This is a genomic window from Amycolatopsis sp. NPDC102522, assembly GCF_055584485.1.
This window is the reverse complement of the sequence record NZ_JBVJLY010000022.1, coordinates 33,811-47,965: the sequence shown is the minus strand read 5'-3', so window position 1 is coordinate 47,965 and position 14,155 is coordinate 33,811. Positions and strand designations below refer to the sequence as shown.

At 68.8% G+C, this 14,155-nt stretch carries 16 protein-coding genes; 5 read left to right on the top strand and 11 right to left on the bottom strand.

What is annotated here, in order from left to right:
• The first annotated feature begins 12 nt into the window (after positions 1-12).
• Positions 13-525 (top strand): CGNR zinc finger domain-containing protein, encoded by a 513-nt coding sequence (locus tag ACZ6YV_RS35130; protein WP_465513706.1) that lies wholly within the window; start codon positions 13-15, stop codon positions 523-525.
• A gap of 24 nt (positions 526-549) precedes the next feature.
• Here the strand turns inward: ACZ6YV_RS35130 and ACZ6YV_RS35125 are convergent, their stop codons facing one another.
• Positions 550-1,446 carry an alpha/beta hydrolase gene (locus ACZ6YV_RS35125; RefSeq protein WP_465513705.1) on the bottom strand — a complete coding sequence of 299 codons (897 nt, stop codon included), beginning with the start codon at positions 1,444-1,446 and terminating at the stop codon, positions 550-552.
• 41 nt (positions 1,447-1,487) lie between these two features.
• Here ACZ6YV_RS35125 and ACZ6YV_RS35120 point away from each other — a divergent pair, with 41 nt between their 5' ends.
• Positions 1,488-1,979: a MarR family winged helix-turn-helix transcriptional regulator gene (locus tag ACZ6YV_RS35120; RefSeq protein WP_465513704.1), complete on the top strand. Its 492-nt coding sequence runs from the start codon at positions 1,488-1,490 to the stop codon at positions 1,977-1,979.
• 38 nt (positions 1,980-2,017) lie between these two features.
• Here ACZ6YV_RS35120 and ACZ6YV_RS35115 read toward each other — a convergent pair whose 3' ends face one another.
• Together ACZ6YV_RS35115 and ACZ6YV_RS35110 are read right to left on the bottom strand one after the other, a co-directional pair.
• The gene (locus ACZ6YV_RS35115) at positions 2,018-3,253 is read right to left on the bottom strand and encodes a hypothetical protein (protein WP_465513703.1); all 1,236 of its coding nucleotides are present in this window, start codon (positions 3,251-3,253) and stop codon (positions 2,018-2,020) included.
• 469 nt (positions 3,254-3,722) lie between these two features.
• Positions 3,723-4,190 carry a MarR family winged helix-turn-helix transcriptional regulator gene (locus ACZ6YV_RS35110; protein WP_465513702.1) on the bottom strand — a complete coding sequence of 156 codons (468 nt, stop codon included), beginning with the start codon at positions 4,188-4,190 and terminating at the stop codon, positions 3,723-3,725.
• Positions 4,191-4,292: 102 nt separating this feature from the next.
• Here ACZ6YV_RS35110 and ACZ6YV_RS35105 point away from each other — a divergent pair, with 102 nt between their 5' ends.
• Positions 4,293-5,375 (top strand): epoxide hydrolase family protein, encoded by a 1,083-nt coding sequence (locus tag ACZ6YV_RS35105; RefSeq protein WP_465513701.1) that lies wholly within the window; start codon positions 4,293-4,295, stop codon positions 5,373-5,375.
• On the opposite strand, the gene ACZ6YV_RS35100 is transcribed toward ACZ6YV_RS35105, so the two are convergent.
• From ACZ6YV_RS35100 to ACZ6YV_RS35085, 4 genes are all read right to left on the bottom strand, one after another.
• Entirely contained in the window at positions 5,368-6,534 is a 1,167-nt protein-coding gene (locus ACZ6YV_RS35100; protein WP_465513700.1) for a glycosyltransferase 87 family protein, read from the bottom strand. The genes ACZ6YV_RS35105 and ACZ6YV_RS35100 overlap by 8 nt on opposite strands.
• A gap of 104 nt (positions 6,535-6,638) precedes the next feature.
• Positions 6,639-7,301, bottom strand: a complete 663-nt coding sequence (locus tag ACZ6YV_RS35095; protein ID WP_465513699.1) for a response regulator — start codon at positions 7,299-7,301, stop codon at positions 6,639-6,641.
• Positions 7,298-8,539, bottom strand: coding sequence for a sensor histidine kinase (locus ACZ6YV_RS35090; protein ID WP_465513698.1), 1,242 nt, complete (start codon positions 8,537-8,539; stop codon positions 7,298-7,300). The genes ACZ6YV_RS35095 and ACZ6YV_RS35090 overlap by 4 nt, the downstream gene beginning before the upstream one ends.
• A gap of 40 nt (positions 8,540-8,579) precedes the next feature.
• Positions 8,580-9,086, bottom strand: a complete 507-nt coding sequence (locus tag ACZ6YV_RS35085; RefSeq protein WP_465513697.1) for a hypothetical protein — start codon at positions 9,084-9,086, stop codon at positions 8,580-8,582.
• Between the two features lie 24 nt (positions 9,087-9,110).
• Here ACZ6YV_RS35085 and ACZ6YV_RS35080 point away from each other — a divergent pair, with 24 nt between their 5' ends.
• Positions 9,111-9,461 carry a hypothetical protein gene (locus ACZ6YV_RS35080; RefSeq protein ID WP_465513696.1) on the top strand — a complete coding sequence of 117 codons (351 nt, stop codon included), beginning with the start codon at positions 9,111-9,113 and terminating at the stop codon, positions 9,459-9,461.
• A gap of 41 nt (positions 9,462-9,502) precedes the next feature.
• Here ACZ6YV_RS35080 and ACZ6YV_RS35075 read toward each other — a convergent pair whose 3' ends face one another.
• Entirely contained in the window at positions 9,503-10,237 is a 735-nt protein-coding gene (locus ACZ6YV_RS35075) for a TetR family transcriptional regulator (protein ID WP_465513695.1), read from the bottom strand.
• Positions 10,238-10,341: 104 nt separating this feature from the next.
• Here ACZ6YV_RS35075 and ACZ6YV_RS35070 point away from each other — a divergent pair, with 104 nt between their 5' ends.
• Entirely contained in the window at positions 10,342-10,809 is a 468-nt protein-coding gene (locus ACZ6YV_RS35070) for a glycogen operon protein GlgX (RefSeq protein ID WP_465513694.1), read from the top strand.
• A 130-nt stretch (positions 10,810-10,939) separates the two neighbouring features.
• Here ACZ6YV_RS35070 and ACZ6YV_RS35065 read toward each other — a convergent pair whose 3' ends face one another.
• From ACZ6YV_RS35065 to ACZ6YV_RS35055, 3 genes are read right to left on the bottom strand one after another with little or no spacing between them, the layout of a single operon-like run.
• On the bottom strand, positions 10,940-11,539 hold the full coding sequence (locus ACZ6YV_RS35065) for a TetR/AcrR family transcriptional regulator (protein WP_465513693.1): 600 nt from the start codon (positions 11,537-11,539) through the stop codon (positions 10,940-10,942).
• Positions 11,540-11,566: 27 nt separating this feature from the next.
• On the bottom strand, positions 11,567-12,649 hold the full coding sequence (locus ACZ6YV_RS35060; RefSeq protein ID WP_465513692.1) for a hypothetical protein: 1,083 nt from the start codon (positions 12,647-12,649) through the stop codon (positions 11,567-11,569).
• A complete protein-coding gene (locus ACZ6YV_RS35055) occupies positions 12,646-14,124 on the bottom strand; it encodes an FAD-dependent oxidoreductase (protein ID WP_465513691.1) in 1,479 nt (492 codons plus the stop codon). Before ACZ6YV_RS35055 ends, ACZ6YV_RS35060 begins: the two co-directional genes overlap by 4 nt.
• Positions 14,125-14,155: the final 31 nt, after the last annotated feature.

Sequence of the window (14,155 nt, the reverse complement as noted above, 5' to 3'; positions counted from 1 at the left end):
TGTAATGGGTCAATGCACTTCAACCCTTACGGTGGGGCGGCCGCGCAGATCGCCGCGGACCTGGTCAACCTGGGCGAGGCCGCCGGCCCGGCCACGCTGACCGCGATCTTCAAAGACCGCATGACCGTCCCCACCGTCCGGGAACCCGAATCGACCGAGATCATCGCCTGGACCGCCAGGCTCCGGAACGTCTTCGAAGCGGATCCGGACGCGCGGGTCGACCTGGTCAACGCGCTGCTGCACGATTCCGCGTCCAAGCCGTACATCTCGACCCACGACGGCAAAGCACCCCACCTGCACTACGTCGACGCGCACGCCGGCACCGTCTCCCGGGTCCGGGCCTACACCGCGGGCGGGCTCGCGCACCTCGTCTGCGACGCCCCGGACCGCTTCGGCGTCTGCTCACGCGAAGGCTGCGAAACGGTCTACGTCGACGTCTCCCGCAACGGACGCCGCCGGTTCTGCTCGACCCGCTGCGCCACCAGGGTCCACGTCGCCGACCACCGCACCCGGCAAGCAAGCTAGACGCTGCCGGGGTCGCCCGCTGGTTCAGGCGTCGAGGTGCTGGGTGAGGAAGAGGGTGGCGCGGTCGAGGGCCTGGTCGGATTCGTCGAGCTGGCCGGTGAAGGACTGGAAGACGTGCGGCACGCCGGCCGTGACGTCCAGGATGACGTCGACCTCGGCGTCGCGGGCACGTTGGGCCAGGCGCACCGAGTCGTCCAGCAGCAGTTCGTTCGTCCCGACCTGCAGCAGCAGCGGAGGGAAGCCGGTCAGATCGGCCAGGACGGCCGGGGCGAGCAGTTCCTGGTGGGGGTTCTGGCCGGCGAGGTACATCTCGCCGGTGCGGGCCATACCTTCGGGGGTGAAGAAGGGGTCGATGCCGGCCTTCGTCGTCATGGTGGCGCCGGTGCGGGTGTGGTCCAGGCCGGGTGAGAAGGCGACGATGGCGCCGGGCACCGGCAGTCCGGCCTTCCGCGCGGCGAGGGTGGTCGTCACGGTCAGGCCGCCGCCGGCCGAGTCGCCGGCGAACGCGATGGACTGCGCGCCGGCCCCGTCGTCCAGTAGCGCCTGGTAGGCGGCGAGGCAGTCCTCGATCGCGGCGGGGAAAGGGTGTTCCGGCGCGAGCCGGTAGTCCAGCGACAGGGCCCTGTACCCGGTGCGGGTGACGAGGCCGGCGGTCAGGCCCATCGCCGTCTGCGGGGAGCCGAGGGAGAACGACCCGCCGTGGAAGTACAGGATGGTGCCCGGGCGCTGCTCGCCTTCCGGCTCGACCAGGACCGCGGGCCGCCCGCCCAGCTCGGTGCCGGTGGTGCGCACCTGCGGGACGGTGAACTGGGCCATCATGCGGGCGAAGTTCTCCCGCATCTGCTCGACGGGCTGCGGCTCGAACCCCTGCGGGCCCTGCTCCAGCAGGGCGGCGATGACTTCGCGCTGTTCCTTGCTCACTGAATCTTCTCCCTCGGCGCACTGCGGGTAAATTGCATGCCGTGGAAGATAATACATATGCCCAGGCATACAAAACGGGTGACAGGGCGGCGACGGCGACGTTCTTCAGCGACCTGGTGCGGTGCGAGACCCGCCTGTACAACGCGCTCAACGACCGGCTGCGCCGCCGCCACGGGATCACGGCCTCGCAGTACGAGTTCCTGCGCTACCTGCGCGACCGCCCGGACGCACGCGTCGGGGACCTCGCGGGCTTCTTCTCCATCGGCGTCGGAGCGACCAGCAAGGGAATCGACCGCCTCGAAGGGCGCGGCTTGGTCAGGCGCGTTCCCGATCCCGCCGACCGCCGCTCCTCGCTGCTGGAGCTCACCGACACCGCCACGCAACTCGTCCACGAAGCGGATGAGACGTTCGCGGCCATCGGCACGCTCATCCACGCGGCCCTCGACCCCGCGCAACTGCACGACGCCGCGCAGGCACTGCGGCAACTCCTGACCGCGCTCGAACACGACAGGATCGGCACCCCCGCCGGCTGAAGCGACGAAGCCTATCGAACAGACTCACAGGACAGCGCCTAGATCGCGTACCGCCACGCCGTCAGGGCATGTGCCGAGAACCACGCGCCCAGGACCACCCATGCCGCCGCGGCCGCGACAGCCGTGACCGTCCGCCGCTTCGCCAGCCCGATCGCGATGGGGATCAGCACCGGGAAAGCGGGCAGGATGAACCGGATCTTCGCGTCCGGCAGCCCCCGCGTGCCGATCGCCAGCAGCAGCACGCCGACGCCGTACAGCGTCAACGGCCACGGCAACCGGATCACCACCGCCACCACCGCCAGGGCCACCGCACCCAGCAGCAACAACACCGTCAACGTGCTGAAGACCGACTCGTCCCCGGTCAACCGCGCCAGCACCGAATCCGCCGTCTCCGCCCCGAAGTCGAACTCGGTGTTCCAACCCCGCAGTTCGATGTCCTGCCACCCGGTCCAGCTGCCCGTCCGGTACGCGACGAACCCCAGATACCCCGCGACCCCCAGCGGCGCGATCACCGCACCCGCCAGCGCCCACCAGCGCTTCTCGGTACGCCGGAAAACCGCGACCAGCGCCGCGACGACCACCACCGCGACCAGCACCACCGCCGTCGACCTCGACAACCCGGCCCCGAACGCGCACAACCCGGCCAGCAACCAGCGCCGCTCCAGCACACCCACCAGCGCCCACACCGCGAACGCGCAGAACACCGCCTCCGTGTAGGCCATCGAGAACACGATCGCCATCGGTGCCCCGGCCCACAACGCCACCAGCAGCAAGCCGGTCCGGTCACCCCGCTCCGGCGACACCGCCCGTCCGACCCGGATCAACCCGCACGCCAGCACCAAACCGCCCAGCACCGACACCAGCAGCGCCGCGGTGACGACGTCGAGCCCGAGCCACATCGCCCCACCGACGAGCTTCGGGTACAGCGGGAAGAACGCCATCGGTGCGTCCGAATACGGCTGCCTCGCCGCGTCCAGTGTCCCCGGCAGGTCGGCGTACCCGTGCACCGCCAGCCGCAGGTACCACTGCCCGTCCCACGCGGTCAGCCGATCGGTCAGCGCCGCACCACGGCGGGCGGCCAGCAGGTCGAGCAGCTGGACACTCGCCGTGCGGACCACCAGGTAGAGCAAGATCGCCCTGGGATAGGGCGACCGCGCCAGCCTGTCGAGGACTCTCTCGAACACACTCGCCGGACGCCCCCGCCGGGGCGTCGTCTCGGGAACGGCGGGCTGATCAAGGTCGTCGACTTCTCGGAGCACGCTCAGAGTGTCCACAATGCGAGGTCATCTCGCCGTTCGATCCCGAAGATTCCTGGCTCCGAACACGTGGGAAACGCCACAAACCGGGCTTGTGGCCCCACCTCGATCTTGTGTTTCCCAGGCGCCGGCCCCGACTCCTACGTTCGGACCACTCATGGCGTTTGGTCGCCTAAATGCGGGCGCGCCGGACTGCGGAGCCGTGGGCGGATGGTTGCGAAAGTGGCTTTCGCAACCATCCGCTCATTCGCCGGGCCGCCCCAGGTCAAAGGCCTCGTGAGCGGCTAGGACGGTCAGAGCCGAGGGCGTCTTAGGTACCTACTGGATTCTGGGTGCGGCTGCTCACCTCCCGGGTACGTGAAGGACCCCTTCACAGCGCCAGGCGCAATGAAGGGGTCCTTCACGTACTTCAAGCGGGCAGGGTGACGGCACCGAGTGGGTCCAGTTGGTCGTGAGTGGCGATTCGGGTTAGAACCGTCCTAGCCACTCACGAGGCTTCACCGGCCCGCCGGTCGTGGTACTTCAGCAGCTTCGTGAGCAGCGCGGCGAACCGTTCCCGCTCGGCAGCCGACAACGGCGCCAAGAGTTCGTCCTGACGCTCGGCCAGTTGCTTTTCCAGCCGTCGCAACTGCCGCTCGCCCGCCGCGGTCAGCGAGATGACGTTGCGTCGCCGATCGGCCGTGTCCGGGGCGCGCTCGACCAGCTCACGCTCGGCGAGTTCGTTGATCGTCGCGACCATCTCGCTGACGTGGATGCCGCTACGGCGGCCCAGCGTCGCCTGGCTGGCGGGCCCGAACTCGTCCAGCGTCGCCAGCACGCGGAAGTGGTAGCCACGGGCGTCGACAGCGGAGAACCCGTCGGTCACCAGGCGATGAGCGTGGTTCGCCGTCTGGGTGAGCAGCCAGCTGGGCAAGTCCCGCCACCTGGCGTGCGGCTCTTCCGCGGGGTTCTCCATGTGACGAGTCTAACGAATCGTTGGGCGACCGAACGATTGCGCTATCGTTGGCAACCTAAACGTTTGGCCACCCAACGACCAGGACCCCGTGGAGCCGAGACCATGATCAAGCCCTTCCGCATCGACATCCCCCAAGCCGACCTCGACGACCTCAACGACCGGCTTTCCCGCACCCGCTGGCCCAACGAGGTCGCCGATGCCGGCTGGGACTACGGATTCCCGCTGGCACGGCTCAGAGAGCTGGCCGAACACTGGCGCACCGGCTACGACTGGCGCGCCCACGAAGCCGAGCTCAACGAGCTTCCGCACTTCACCACCGAGATCGAAGGCCAGAACATCCACTTCGTCCACGTCCGGTCCGCCCGCCCGGACGCACTCGCGCTGATCCTCACCCACGGCTGGCCCGGCTCCTTCCTGGAATTCCTCGACGTGATCAAGCAGCTGTCACGCGACTTCCACCTGGTGATCCCGTCCATCCCGGGCTACGGCTTCTCCGGTCCGACCCACGAACGCGGCTGGAGCATCGACAGGATCGCCCGGGCCTGGGCCGAGCTGATGCGCCGCCTCGGGTACGAGCGCTACGGAGCACAGGGCGGCGACTTCGGCTCGGGCATCTCGACCGCGCTCGGCGCGGTGGCGCCGGATCAGGTCGTCGGGGTGCACGTGAACTACCTTCCGACCCGGCCGGATCCGGACGCCGGCGTCGAACTGTCCGAACAGGACGAAGCCCGGCTGGACAAGGTCAAGAAACTGATGGCGAATCGCCCGCCGTACCAGGCTCTGCAGGTCGCCACCCCGCAGACCATCGGCTACGCGCTGACCGATTCGCCGGTCGGCCAGCTGGCCTGGATCGCCGAGCGCTTCGCACACTGGACGGATCCTCGCTCTCCGATCAGCGACGACCGCATGCTCACCGACATCTCGTTGTACTGGCTGACGGCCACCGCGGCCTCGTCCGCACGGCTGCACCATGACGGCCTGAGAGGAAACGCGCCTTGCCGTGTACCGCTCGGCGTGGCGGTATTCCCGTACGACATCACGCAATCGGTGCGACCGTTGGCCGAGCGACTGTACGACGTCAGGCACTGGTCGGAGTTCGAGCGCGGCGGCCACTTCGCCGCGATGGAGGTGCCGGACCTGCTCGCCGAAGACATCCGGGACTTCTTCCTCGCCCTCCTCAGGTAACGCCAGACTCGGCCACGAGCCTGTCCTGGCTCCGGGAGAGTCGGGCCAGACACGTGACGCCCGCGATGAGGAGCACGATCAAGTACGCGTTGCCGACGATCGCCTCCCCGAAGGTCCAGTCACGCTCGACGCCGCCCCCGCCCGGAACGACCGCGACCGTCCACCCCGTGAACAGGACGGCGATCGCCGCCGCTACCCAACAGTGTCCCTTGGCGACGAGGTAGCCGACCGCGGGCACTACCCACACCCAGTGGTGTGTCCAGGAGATCGGGCTGATCAGCAGGGAACATCCGGCTGTGACCAGCAGTGCGGCTCGATCGTCGCCCGCGCGGTGGAGCCGGTGCACGAGCCACATCCCTAGCGCCGCGCAAGCCACGCCGAACGCCACGATCGCGACCGTGGCCGCCGTCCCGTCCGGCATCGTCCGCGCGACGAACGCTTGCCACGACTGGTTTCCCACCCAGCCCTTCGTCGCGGCGAAATGGGCGTTGAGGATCGCCGAGGTCCAGTACCGCACGGAGTCCCCCGGCAGGACGACCATCGCGAACGCCGTCGCCCCGAGAAAGGCCGCCAGCGCCCGAGCCGCGTCGGCGAACCGCCTGACCACCAGGAGGTGGACGATGAAGATCAGCGGGATCAGTTTGATCGCCGCGACGATCCCGATCGTGATTCCGCGCCAGCGCGAGTCGCGCAGGAGGAGCATGTCCGCCACGACGGCGGCCATCAGGACGAGATTGACCTGGCCGAGGCCGATGGTCTGCCACACCGGTTGCAGCGCGAAAGCGCCGAGCAGCAGAAGCGGAAGGTGCGCTCGATCGGCGAACGGCCGGAGCGCGAAGTAGAGGGAGGGTGCCGCGGCCAGCGCGAGCAGACCCCAGCACAACTGGGTCGGCAGCGCGGTCAACGCGGTGAAGAGCAGCGCGGCGAACGGCGGGTAGGTGAACGGAAGTTCCAGTGCCCAGTCGGGCAGCGCGTGCAGTGGTGAATAGAGACTTTCCCCGCGGACCACGGCGAACCCGCCTGCCCGGTAGACCGCCGAATCGATGCCGAGCGGCGTATCCGAAATCCACCAGACGAGCGCGATCAAGGCGAACACGGTCATCGCGCCGCCGACGACGACCGGCACCCGGTTGAGGCGCAGCTCTTTCGACCACTTCATGGGGAAACGATCTCGGGAACCGGACCGGGAAACATCGCCCCAGGGACCAGTTCTGGCGCCCCTACCCCGGTATTCGATCTTCGCGTTGTACCCCTACCCCGGTATCAGGGCGTGGTGCCCGGCACGACGAGGCCCGCCTCATACGCGACCATGACCGCTTGGGCGCGGTCACGCACCCCGAGCTTCGCGAACACCCTGCTGACGTGGGATTTCGCCGTCTGTTCCGCGATCACCAGCGCTTCGGCGATCTCCGTGTTGGACAGGCCGCGCGCGATCAGCCGGAGCACCTCTGTCTCACGGGCGGTCAGCTCGGCGACGAGGGAACGACCCGTGTGAGCGGACGCGTGGGTGCGGGTGAACTCGCCGATCAGCCGCCTGGTGATGGTGGGCGCGAAGAGCGCGCTGCCCGAGGAGACCACTCTTACGGCGGTCACCAGGTCGTCCAGCGGGGCGTCTTTCAGCAGGAACCCGCTGGCGCCCGCCCGCAGCCCGCCGAACACGTACTCGTCGATGTCGAAGGTGGTCAGGATCAGTACGCGGACTTCTTGCCGCTCCGCCACTATCCGCCGGGTCGCCTCGATCCCGTCGAGTTCGGGCATGCGCACGTCCATCAGCACGATGTCCGGTTCGAGTTCGGCGCTCAACGCGACGGCGGTGGTCCCGTCCGCGGCCTCTCCGACCACCCGCATGTCCGGCTGCGCGTCGAGCACCGCGCGGAAACTCTGCCTGACCATGGTCTGGTCGTCGGCGATGACCACCGAGATCACGGTTTCGGCTGCCCTTCACGGTCGAGCGGAACGGTCAGGGCGACCAGGAACCCACCGTCCGGCCTCTCCTCCACCTCAAGATCCGCCGCGAGCATAGCGGCCCGTTCCCGCATCCCGACCAAGCCGTGCCCGCCGCCTGCCTGATCCGTCCTCTTCGGACTGTCTCCGGGGCCGTTCTCGATGAACAGCCGGACCGATTCCTGTCCGGCCGCGAGTTCGACGGAGATCGACGCGCCGGGAGCGTGCTGGATCGCGTTGCTCAGCGCCTCCTGCGCGATCCGGAACACCGACAACGCGACCCCGACCGGAACAGCGTCGAGGTCGCCGCGCAGGTCGAGCTCGCACGAAGTGCCGGCGGCCTTGACCCCCTCGACGAGTTCGACCACTCTCGCCAGCCCCGGCTGTGGCGCGACCAGGAGCGCGTGATCCTCGGATCGGAGCACTCCGAGCAACCTGCGCAGTTCGGTCAGGCCTTCACGGGCGGTTCCGGCGAGGTCGGCGAACTCCTGCCAGATCTCGGCCTCGCCGCCGTTCTTGCCCGGATCGGCGAAGCGGAACCGGGCCGAGTCCGCGCGCAACGCGAGTACGGACATGTGGTGTGCGACCACGTCGTGGAGTTCCCGCGCGATGCCCGCGCGCTCCTCCAAGAGTGCCGCCCGGGCCTCCTCGGCGAGCCTGCGCTCCTGTTGCGCCCTGCGTTCTTCTTCGGCGAGCCTGCGCTGGCGGACCGTGTTGCCGAGGAAGAACGCTATCCCGCCGAGCATCACGAGCAGTGCCGCGTCGCGCCAGTCTTGGACGAAAGGCACCGCCGCGGCGAAGGTGATCAGTCCCGCCCAGGTCAGTTCCGCCTGGTCGTTGCTTTCGCCCACGAGGTAGAAGACAAGCGCCGCCGTGAGCGCGAGACCCGGCGCCCAGTGCCAGCCCCAGGCGCCGGAAATACCGGGCAGGGTCAGCGGGGTGGTCGCGATGCCGACGATCAGCGTGCGCCATCCCCACAGTGGCGAGCGCACCGCGAGCAGGCAGGGCAGCACCGTGATGATCACGTTGAACGTCTTCGCGGGCGGCGATACCGAAACGGTCGAGAACGTGACGAAACCCGACCAGAATGCCCAGCCGACGATGGTGAGAAGACGCAGCCAGCGCAGCCCCGCCGAACGTTTCGGCGGGGCGTCGGTTCCGGTGAACGCCGTGTAGCGCAGGGCATCCCACCACACCCGCAGGCGCTGTCGGTCGATCATCAGGCGTGACCCTACCTTCAGGGCGACTCACCCTGCGTGATCAGAAGGAGCCGTCCGGCCCTTCCAGTGGTGCACTGGTGATGAAGACCGGGGTCGCCGAGACGGGTATGCGCAGTGTTCCGCCGTCCCGTTCGATCGGCACCTCGGCGCCGAAGACATCCACCGCGCAGGCGGTGGCATGGACCCATTCCAGAGTGAGCTCGGTCGTCGATACCGCGTCGGTGTCCTGGGTGGCCGCGCGTTCCCAGGCGACCAGCACCGGGGTGCGGCCGGTTCGCGGGATCTCGAACAAGTACAGGCCTGGCCGGTCGCCGACGGTGATCCGGTCGACTCGTTCGGCACCGTCGAGGTAGCGACTCAGGAGTTCGAAAGCCTCGGCCGCCGGGTATCGGTACTCGATCGCGTCCTCGACGCGATCCATCAGCTTCAGCTTGTCGAACATCGGAGCGGCGACCACCCGGCTGCCGGAGTCCAGTTGCCGCTCGTAGGCGAGCGGAAAGGCGAGGCTGCGCCGCGCGCCCGCCGACAAGGCCAGGATGGTGCGCATCACCAGGTCCCGACAGGCCAGTCGGTGACGTTTCGCATCCAGTTCGGCCGGACATCCGGCCATGAACATCTGCAACGTGGCTGGGAGTTCGCCCATTCCGTCGTAGAGGGCGACCACCGCGGGATCTTCCGCGGCTGCCATGCTCTCGGCGGTGTCGGGCATCGGTTCCTGCCCGAGGAACTGTCGCTGATGCACGGCCAGTACCTCGGCCAGATACGGCAGGTCGCCGGGGAACTCGGTCGGCAGCGGACCGCCTTGTTCGGCGACCACCACTACCTCGTCCGCGACGTCACCGTCATACCGGACAGCACCCTCACCGAAATCATCGACACCATCTACCTTCCCCTGGTGCGAACGCGCACCGAGGCCGGTTGAGGACCAAGATATGGCACTGAGTGCCAGTTTTGGGCGTCGTCCTACTTCTCGGCCAGGGCGGCGTTCACCTTGGCGATGACGGCGTGCAGGGGTGTCGCCGTGGTCATCACGGCGACCACTGTCGTTTCGGGCCTTTCGGCCGCGCCGCCACCCGGCCGGAACGCGTCGATGACCAGCGCGAAGGCCTCGGCGGCGCTGGCGGTGATGTCGTCCTGACCGCCGCTGCGCAGCCAGCGCCGGAGTACGTGGTTGTTGGCCGCCGCGATCGCCGCGGCGGCCACGTCCGCCCGCAAGCTCGCCGTCTCGTCGCCCTGTTCCGCGAACCGCGCCCGTAGATAGCGAGCGAGCACGCGCTGATAACGGTCGACGGTCGCGACCTCTTTGTCCCGCAACGAAGGCACCGTCCGCGTCAGCGTGAACCGCTTGAGCGAGACGTCGAGCTCCGCGGCGTAGGAGTCGAGGACCAGGCTGACGGCGGCGCACGCCATCTCCACCGGATCACGATCCGGGTCCGCGGCGGCGAACGTCTCCTCCATCTCGGCCACGATCTCGTCGTGGTTCGCGAAGAGCACGTCGTCCTTCGCGTCGAAGTACCGGAAGAACGTGCGCCGACCCACCCCGGCGGTGGCCGCGATCTCGTCCACCGTGGTGGCCTCGTATCCCTTGGCCACGAACAGGTCCACGGCCGCGGCGGCGAGCGCGCGGCGCAGGCGGCGCCTGCCCGCGGGGGTCGCCCCGGCTCTGGTCACCGGCGCTCGGCGCGGCGAATCGGTCATAGCGGGACGGTAGCAGCAGACTTGCTAGTGACACTGAGTGCCGTTACGCTGTCGAAGACTCCCGGGGCATCGTGTCCCCATCCGCCGTTCGGAAGGCGCCGACGATGTCGCTGGACCAGCAAGTGCTCCCGGTCGAGCCCCTCTTGCCACGGGACTCGGTCCGCCCCCGGGGCGACGCCTTCTACGGCCGCCTCTTCGGCTGGTCGCTGACATGGCGTGGTTCGCAGCCTTTTCTGGTGCTGGAGAACGGGATCTGCGCGGTGACCCTGCCCAAGATCAACGGCAATCAGGTCCTCGCCCGGCTCGCCGAGACCAGCTGCGGGGGCCCGGCCTTGACGGTGCTGACCCAGCAGGGCCCGCGCGTCGCCATACTCGCCGAGACCGACGGGCTCATTCCCCCTCGGATCTCCCTGCCGCAGTACGTCGAGGTGCTCGCCTGGGGTGCGCTGCTCCCCTTGCCCGCCGACTCCGGACGCGTCGAGGCGCACGCGGAATGGCTCGTGGAACCGGATCCCCGGCAGCGGTGGCTGCCCAGCCTGGACGCCGTCATGGCGGGCGTCCGGCCGAGGTAGCGCTCGCGGTTCACGCCGCCACCGACGCCTGGGCCGACACGAGCAGGGCGCCACCGTCCGATTCGGATTGACCAGGGCGAGTGCGGCCGCGAACGGATGTCACGGCCGTGCGGTCAACCGCGCCGTGCAATCAACCGCTCAGAGCGGGGCCGATCCAGCGGCGGACCAGGGTCCGCAGTCGATCGTCGGTGTGGGCCGGGGTGGAGGGGTACTGCAGGAACGAGAGGAACAGCCGCATCAGCATCTCCGCGAGCCCCTCGAAGTCCTCGTCGCTCGTGACGCCCACCGCGGCCCAGTCGACCGGCACGTTCCGAAGGATCCGCGCGCCGAGCGAGAAGGACTGCGACGAAGTGACCGCGACGGTGAAGACGTCGGCTTCGCCCGCTTTCAAGAGCAGTCCCAGGTGGGGGTCTTCGGGGACGGCGCGGACGCCGAAGACCACGGATTCCACGGCGACCTCGGTGGCGCTGCCGAACGAGGCCAGATGCCGTTCCATCCGCCTCGCGAACTCCTCGACCCGGTCCAGCGCGACCGCGCCGAGGATGTCGGCCAGGCTCGGGAAGTAGCGGTAGACGGTTTGCCGGGTCACGCCCGCTTCCGCGGCGACGTCGGAAAGGCTGGTCTTGGCGAGGCCGACCCGGTCGATACAGGCCGTCGCCGCGTCGACGATCCGGCGGCGAGCCTCGTGCTCGGTTCCGGGTGGGTTGCCCTGCCATCCGTGGTGCCCCATCGCTCCATCTTCCCCGAACGGAGAATCTCAGACGGTGGCAGGTGCCGCGCGGCGCACGCGGTACAGCGCGGCCAGCATCAGACCGGCGCCCACGAAGCAGGCCAGCGCGTAGAGCCCGTTCCCGATCGGGGTGCCGTCTTCGGTGATGCCGTCTTCCGCGGCGAGGTAGGCAGGGAGGGCGCCCAGCCAGAACACGGCCATCCCACCCAGGTAGACGGCGGGGTAGAACCGGGCGAAGGGCGCCAGGGGCTCGCTGGGACCTCGATGTCGGACGAAGATCCAGGTGCCCGCCAGCCACAGCAGGGCCAGCTCGACGCCGAGAACCCAGGCCTGCGCGGCCGTGTTCGGTTCGCTTCCGCCGAAGACGCCCGACGGGAGTCCGGCGATCGCCATGGTCGGCGGGGTGAGGACACCGGCCAGCACGACGCGCCCCGCGAGCGACCAACCGCGTCGGGAGCCGCCGGCCAGGCGCACCACCAGATAGGTCATGGCGCCCATCGAGACGGAGGCGAAGAGCAGCATGCTGTTCATGGGCACCGAATCCAGCGCTGGGTGATTGACGATCCGGTTGTTCCCGTTCCACGCCCACCATTTCAGCTGCGGGCCGAGGTGATCGAAGACCTCGTAGAACACTTGGCAGGCGAAGGCGACCGCCACCGAGCCGATCAGCGCGCCGCGGGCGCGGAAGATCCCGAGTGACCGGACGAGTTCGTAGGCGAGCTGGCTGATCATCGGGTAGAACGCCACGATGTAGAGCGGCAGCCGGTCCCACATGAACCCAACGGTGAACCGGTTGTGGGCGAAGATGAAACCGTACTGCCCTTCGATGCCGAACCACTCCGGGAAGTAGAGCGGCGGTTCGATGACGAAGAGGTAGACCAGCGAAGCGCACCACAGTGCCAGGTTGGTCGAATCGCCCTGACGGTGCCGCAGGGCGGCGTGGACCAGCGCGAAGACTGCGCCGCCGAGGACGAGCAGTTCCAGCAGCGGCATCGTCCAGTGCGCCGCTGTCCATGGTGGACGGATCGAGAGCCATGGGGAGACGTCGTGGCAGTCGAAGCCGAGGCCACGGGTGACGGCTTCCGCCTCCGGCCCGCATACGGCGCTCACCTGGAGACCGCCGGTTTCGCGGCAGTGCCTCCCGGCGAGTAGTCCGTGACCGGTGGTTCGGCCCGGGCGTCGAAGTCGAACGGGACCCGGTGCCGCCCCAGCGCGGCCCGGATCCGGTAGCGCAGCAGCCCCGCGAGCACCCGCGGGTTCGTCATCATGTCGCGCAGTGACTCGTCGAGGTTGAACACCTTCGCGAAGTGCTCGTCGACCACGTCGTCCTCGCGGGCGGCGCCGACGATGAGCCTGAACGCCGGCCCGGACATCGCCGACAGAAGGCGGCGCTTCCACTCCCCCGCCTTTTCGGTGCCCACGGCGCAGGCGTAGCCCTGGTCCCTCGCCATCGCGAGGCTCCACGGCACGTTGAGCAGCTTTCGTTGCGCGGCAAGGAACTGTGCGGAAAAGTGCCCGTCGAGGCGTTCGGTGTCGGCGAGGTGTTCGCGCAACAGCAGCGCCGAGCCCGCGGCGGAACTGATGCCCTGCGCGTAGAACGGGTTGAACGCGCAGATCGAGTCGCCGATGAACGCCAGGCGCTTGGGCGGTGTGCGGAGCAGGTCGTAGCGCCGCCACTTGTTGCCTGTCGACCTGGTCAAGTGGACTTCGGAGGTCGGGGTGGACCGGTCCATCGCGGCCGCGAACAGCGGCGCCCGCACCCGGCGTGCCGACTCGACGAACGACTCGGTGGTCCGCGGCATCTCGAGGCCCCACGAGCCCATGCACGCGATGACCCGGTTGCCCTCGATGGGGAAGAAGTTCACCAGGAACTCGTGCTCGTCCGGATGCGCGCCCTTGTCGGGGGTCGGCATGATCACCAGGTGCTGCCACCACCAGGACCCGGGTCGCTCGTCGGGTGACGGCAGGTCGTACCAGCGCGAGGTGTAGGTGACCTTGGCGTCGAGGGTCCGCACCTCGGGTTCGGGCCAGCCCGCCGCCGCCAGCCACGCGCCGACGGAGGATCCACGGCCCATCGCGTCCACCACGAAGTCGGCGTCGGCGTGCTCGTCGCCGTCACGGCCGGAGAAGCCGACCCCGGTGACTTCGCCGTCCCGTGTGGTCACTCCGCTCGCCGTGACACCTTCGCGGATCACGACGTTGGGCAGCTCACGGACCTTGTCGCGCAGCACGCGTTCGATGAGGATCCGCGAGCTGTAGATCATCGTCATGGCGCTGCTTTTGCGCGCCGACCAGCCTTCGCCGTCGAGATAGGCGGCGTCCATGGACGGCATGAGATGCAGTCCCCCGGCGGCGATGAGGTCGTCCTCGAACCCGGGGAACAGCGCGCCGATCGCACGGCGGCCCGAGTTCAGCAGGAAGTGCGGATGCTTGCTCTGCGGTACCCCGCGCCGGTGTTCGGCCTCGGCCGGAAGCTCGTCACGTTCGAGCACCAGGACCTGGTCGAAATACGGGGCGAGCGCTCCCGCGGTGCAGAGACCGGCGGCGCTGCCACCGAGGACGACGGCGGTCTTCTCGAGGCGCATGCGGATCAACTCCCAGCGTCATTCATACAGA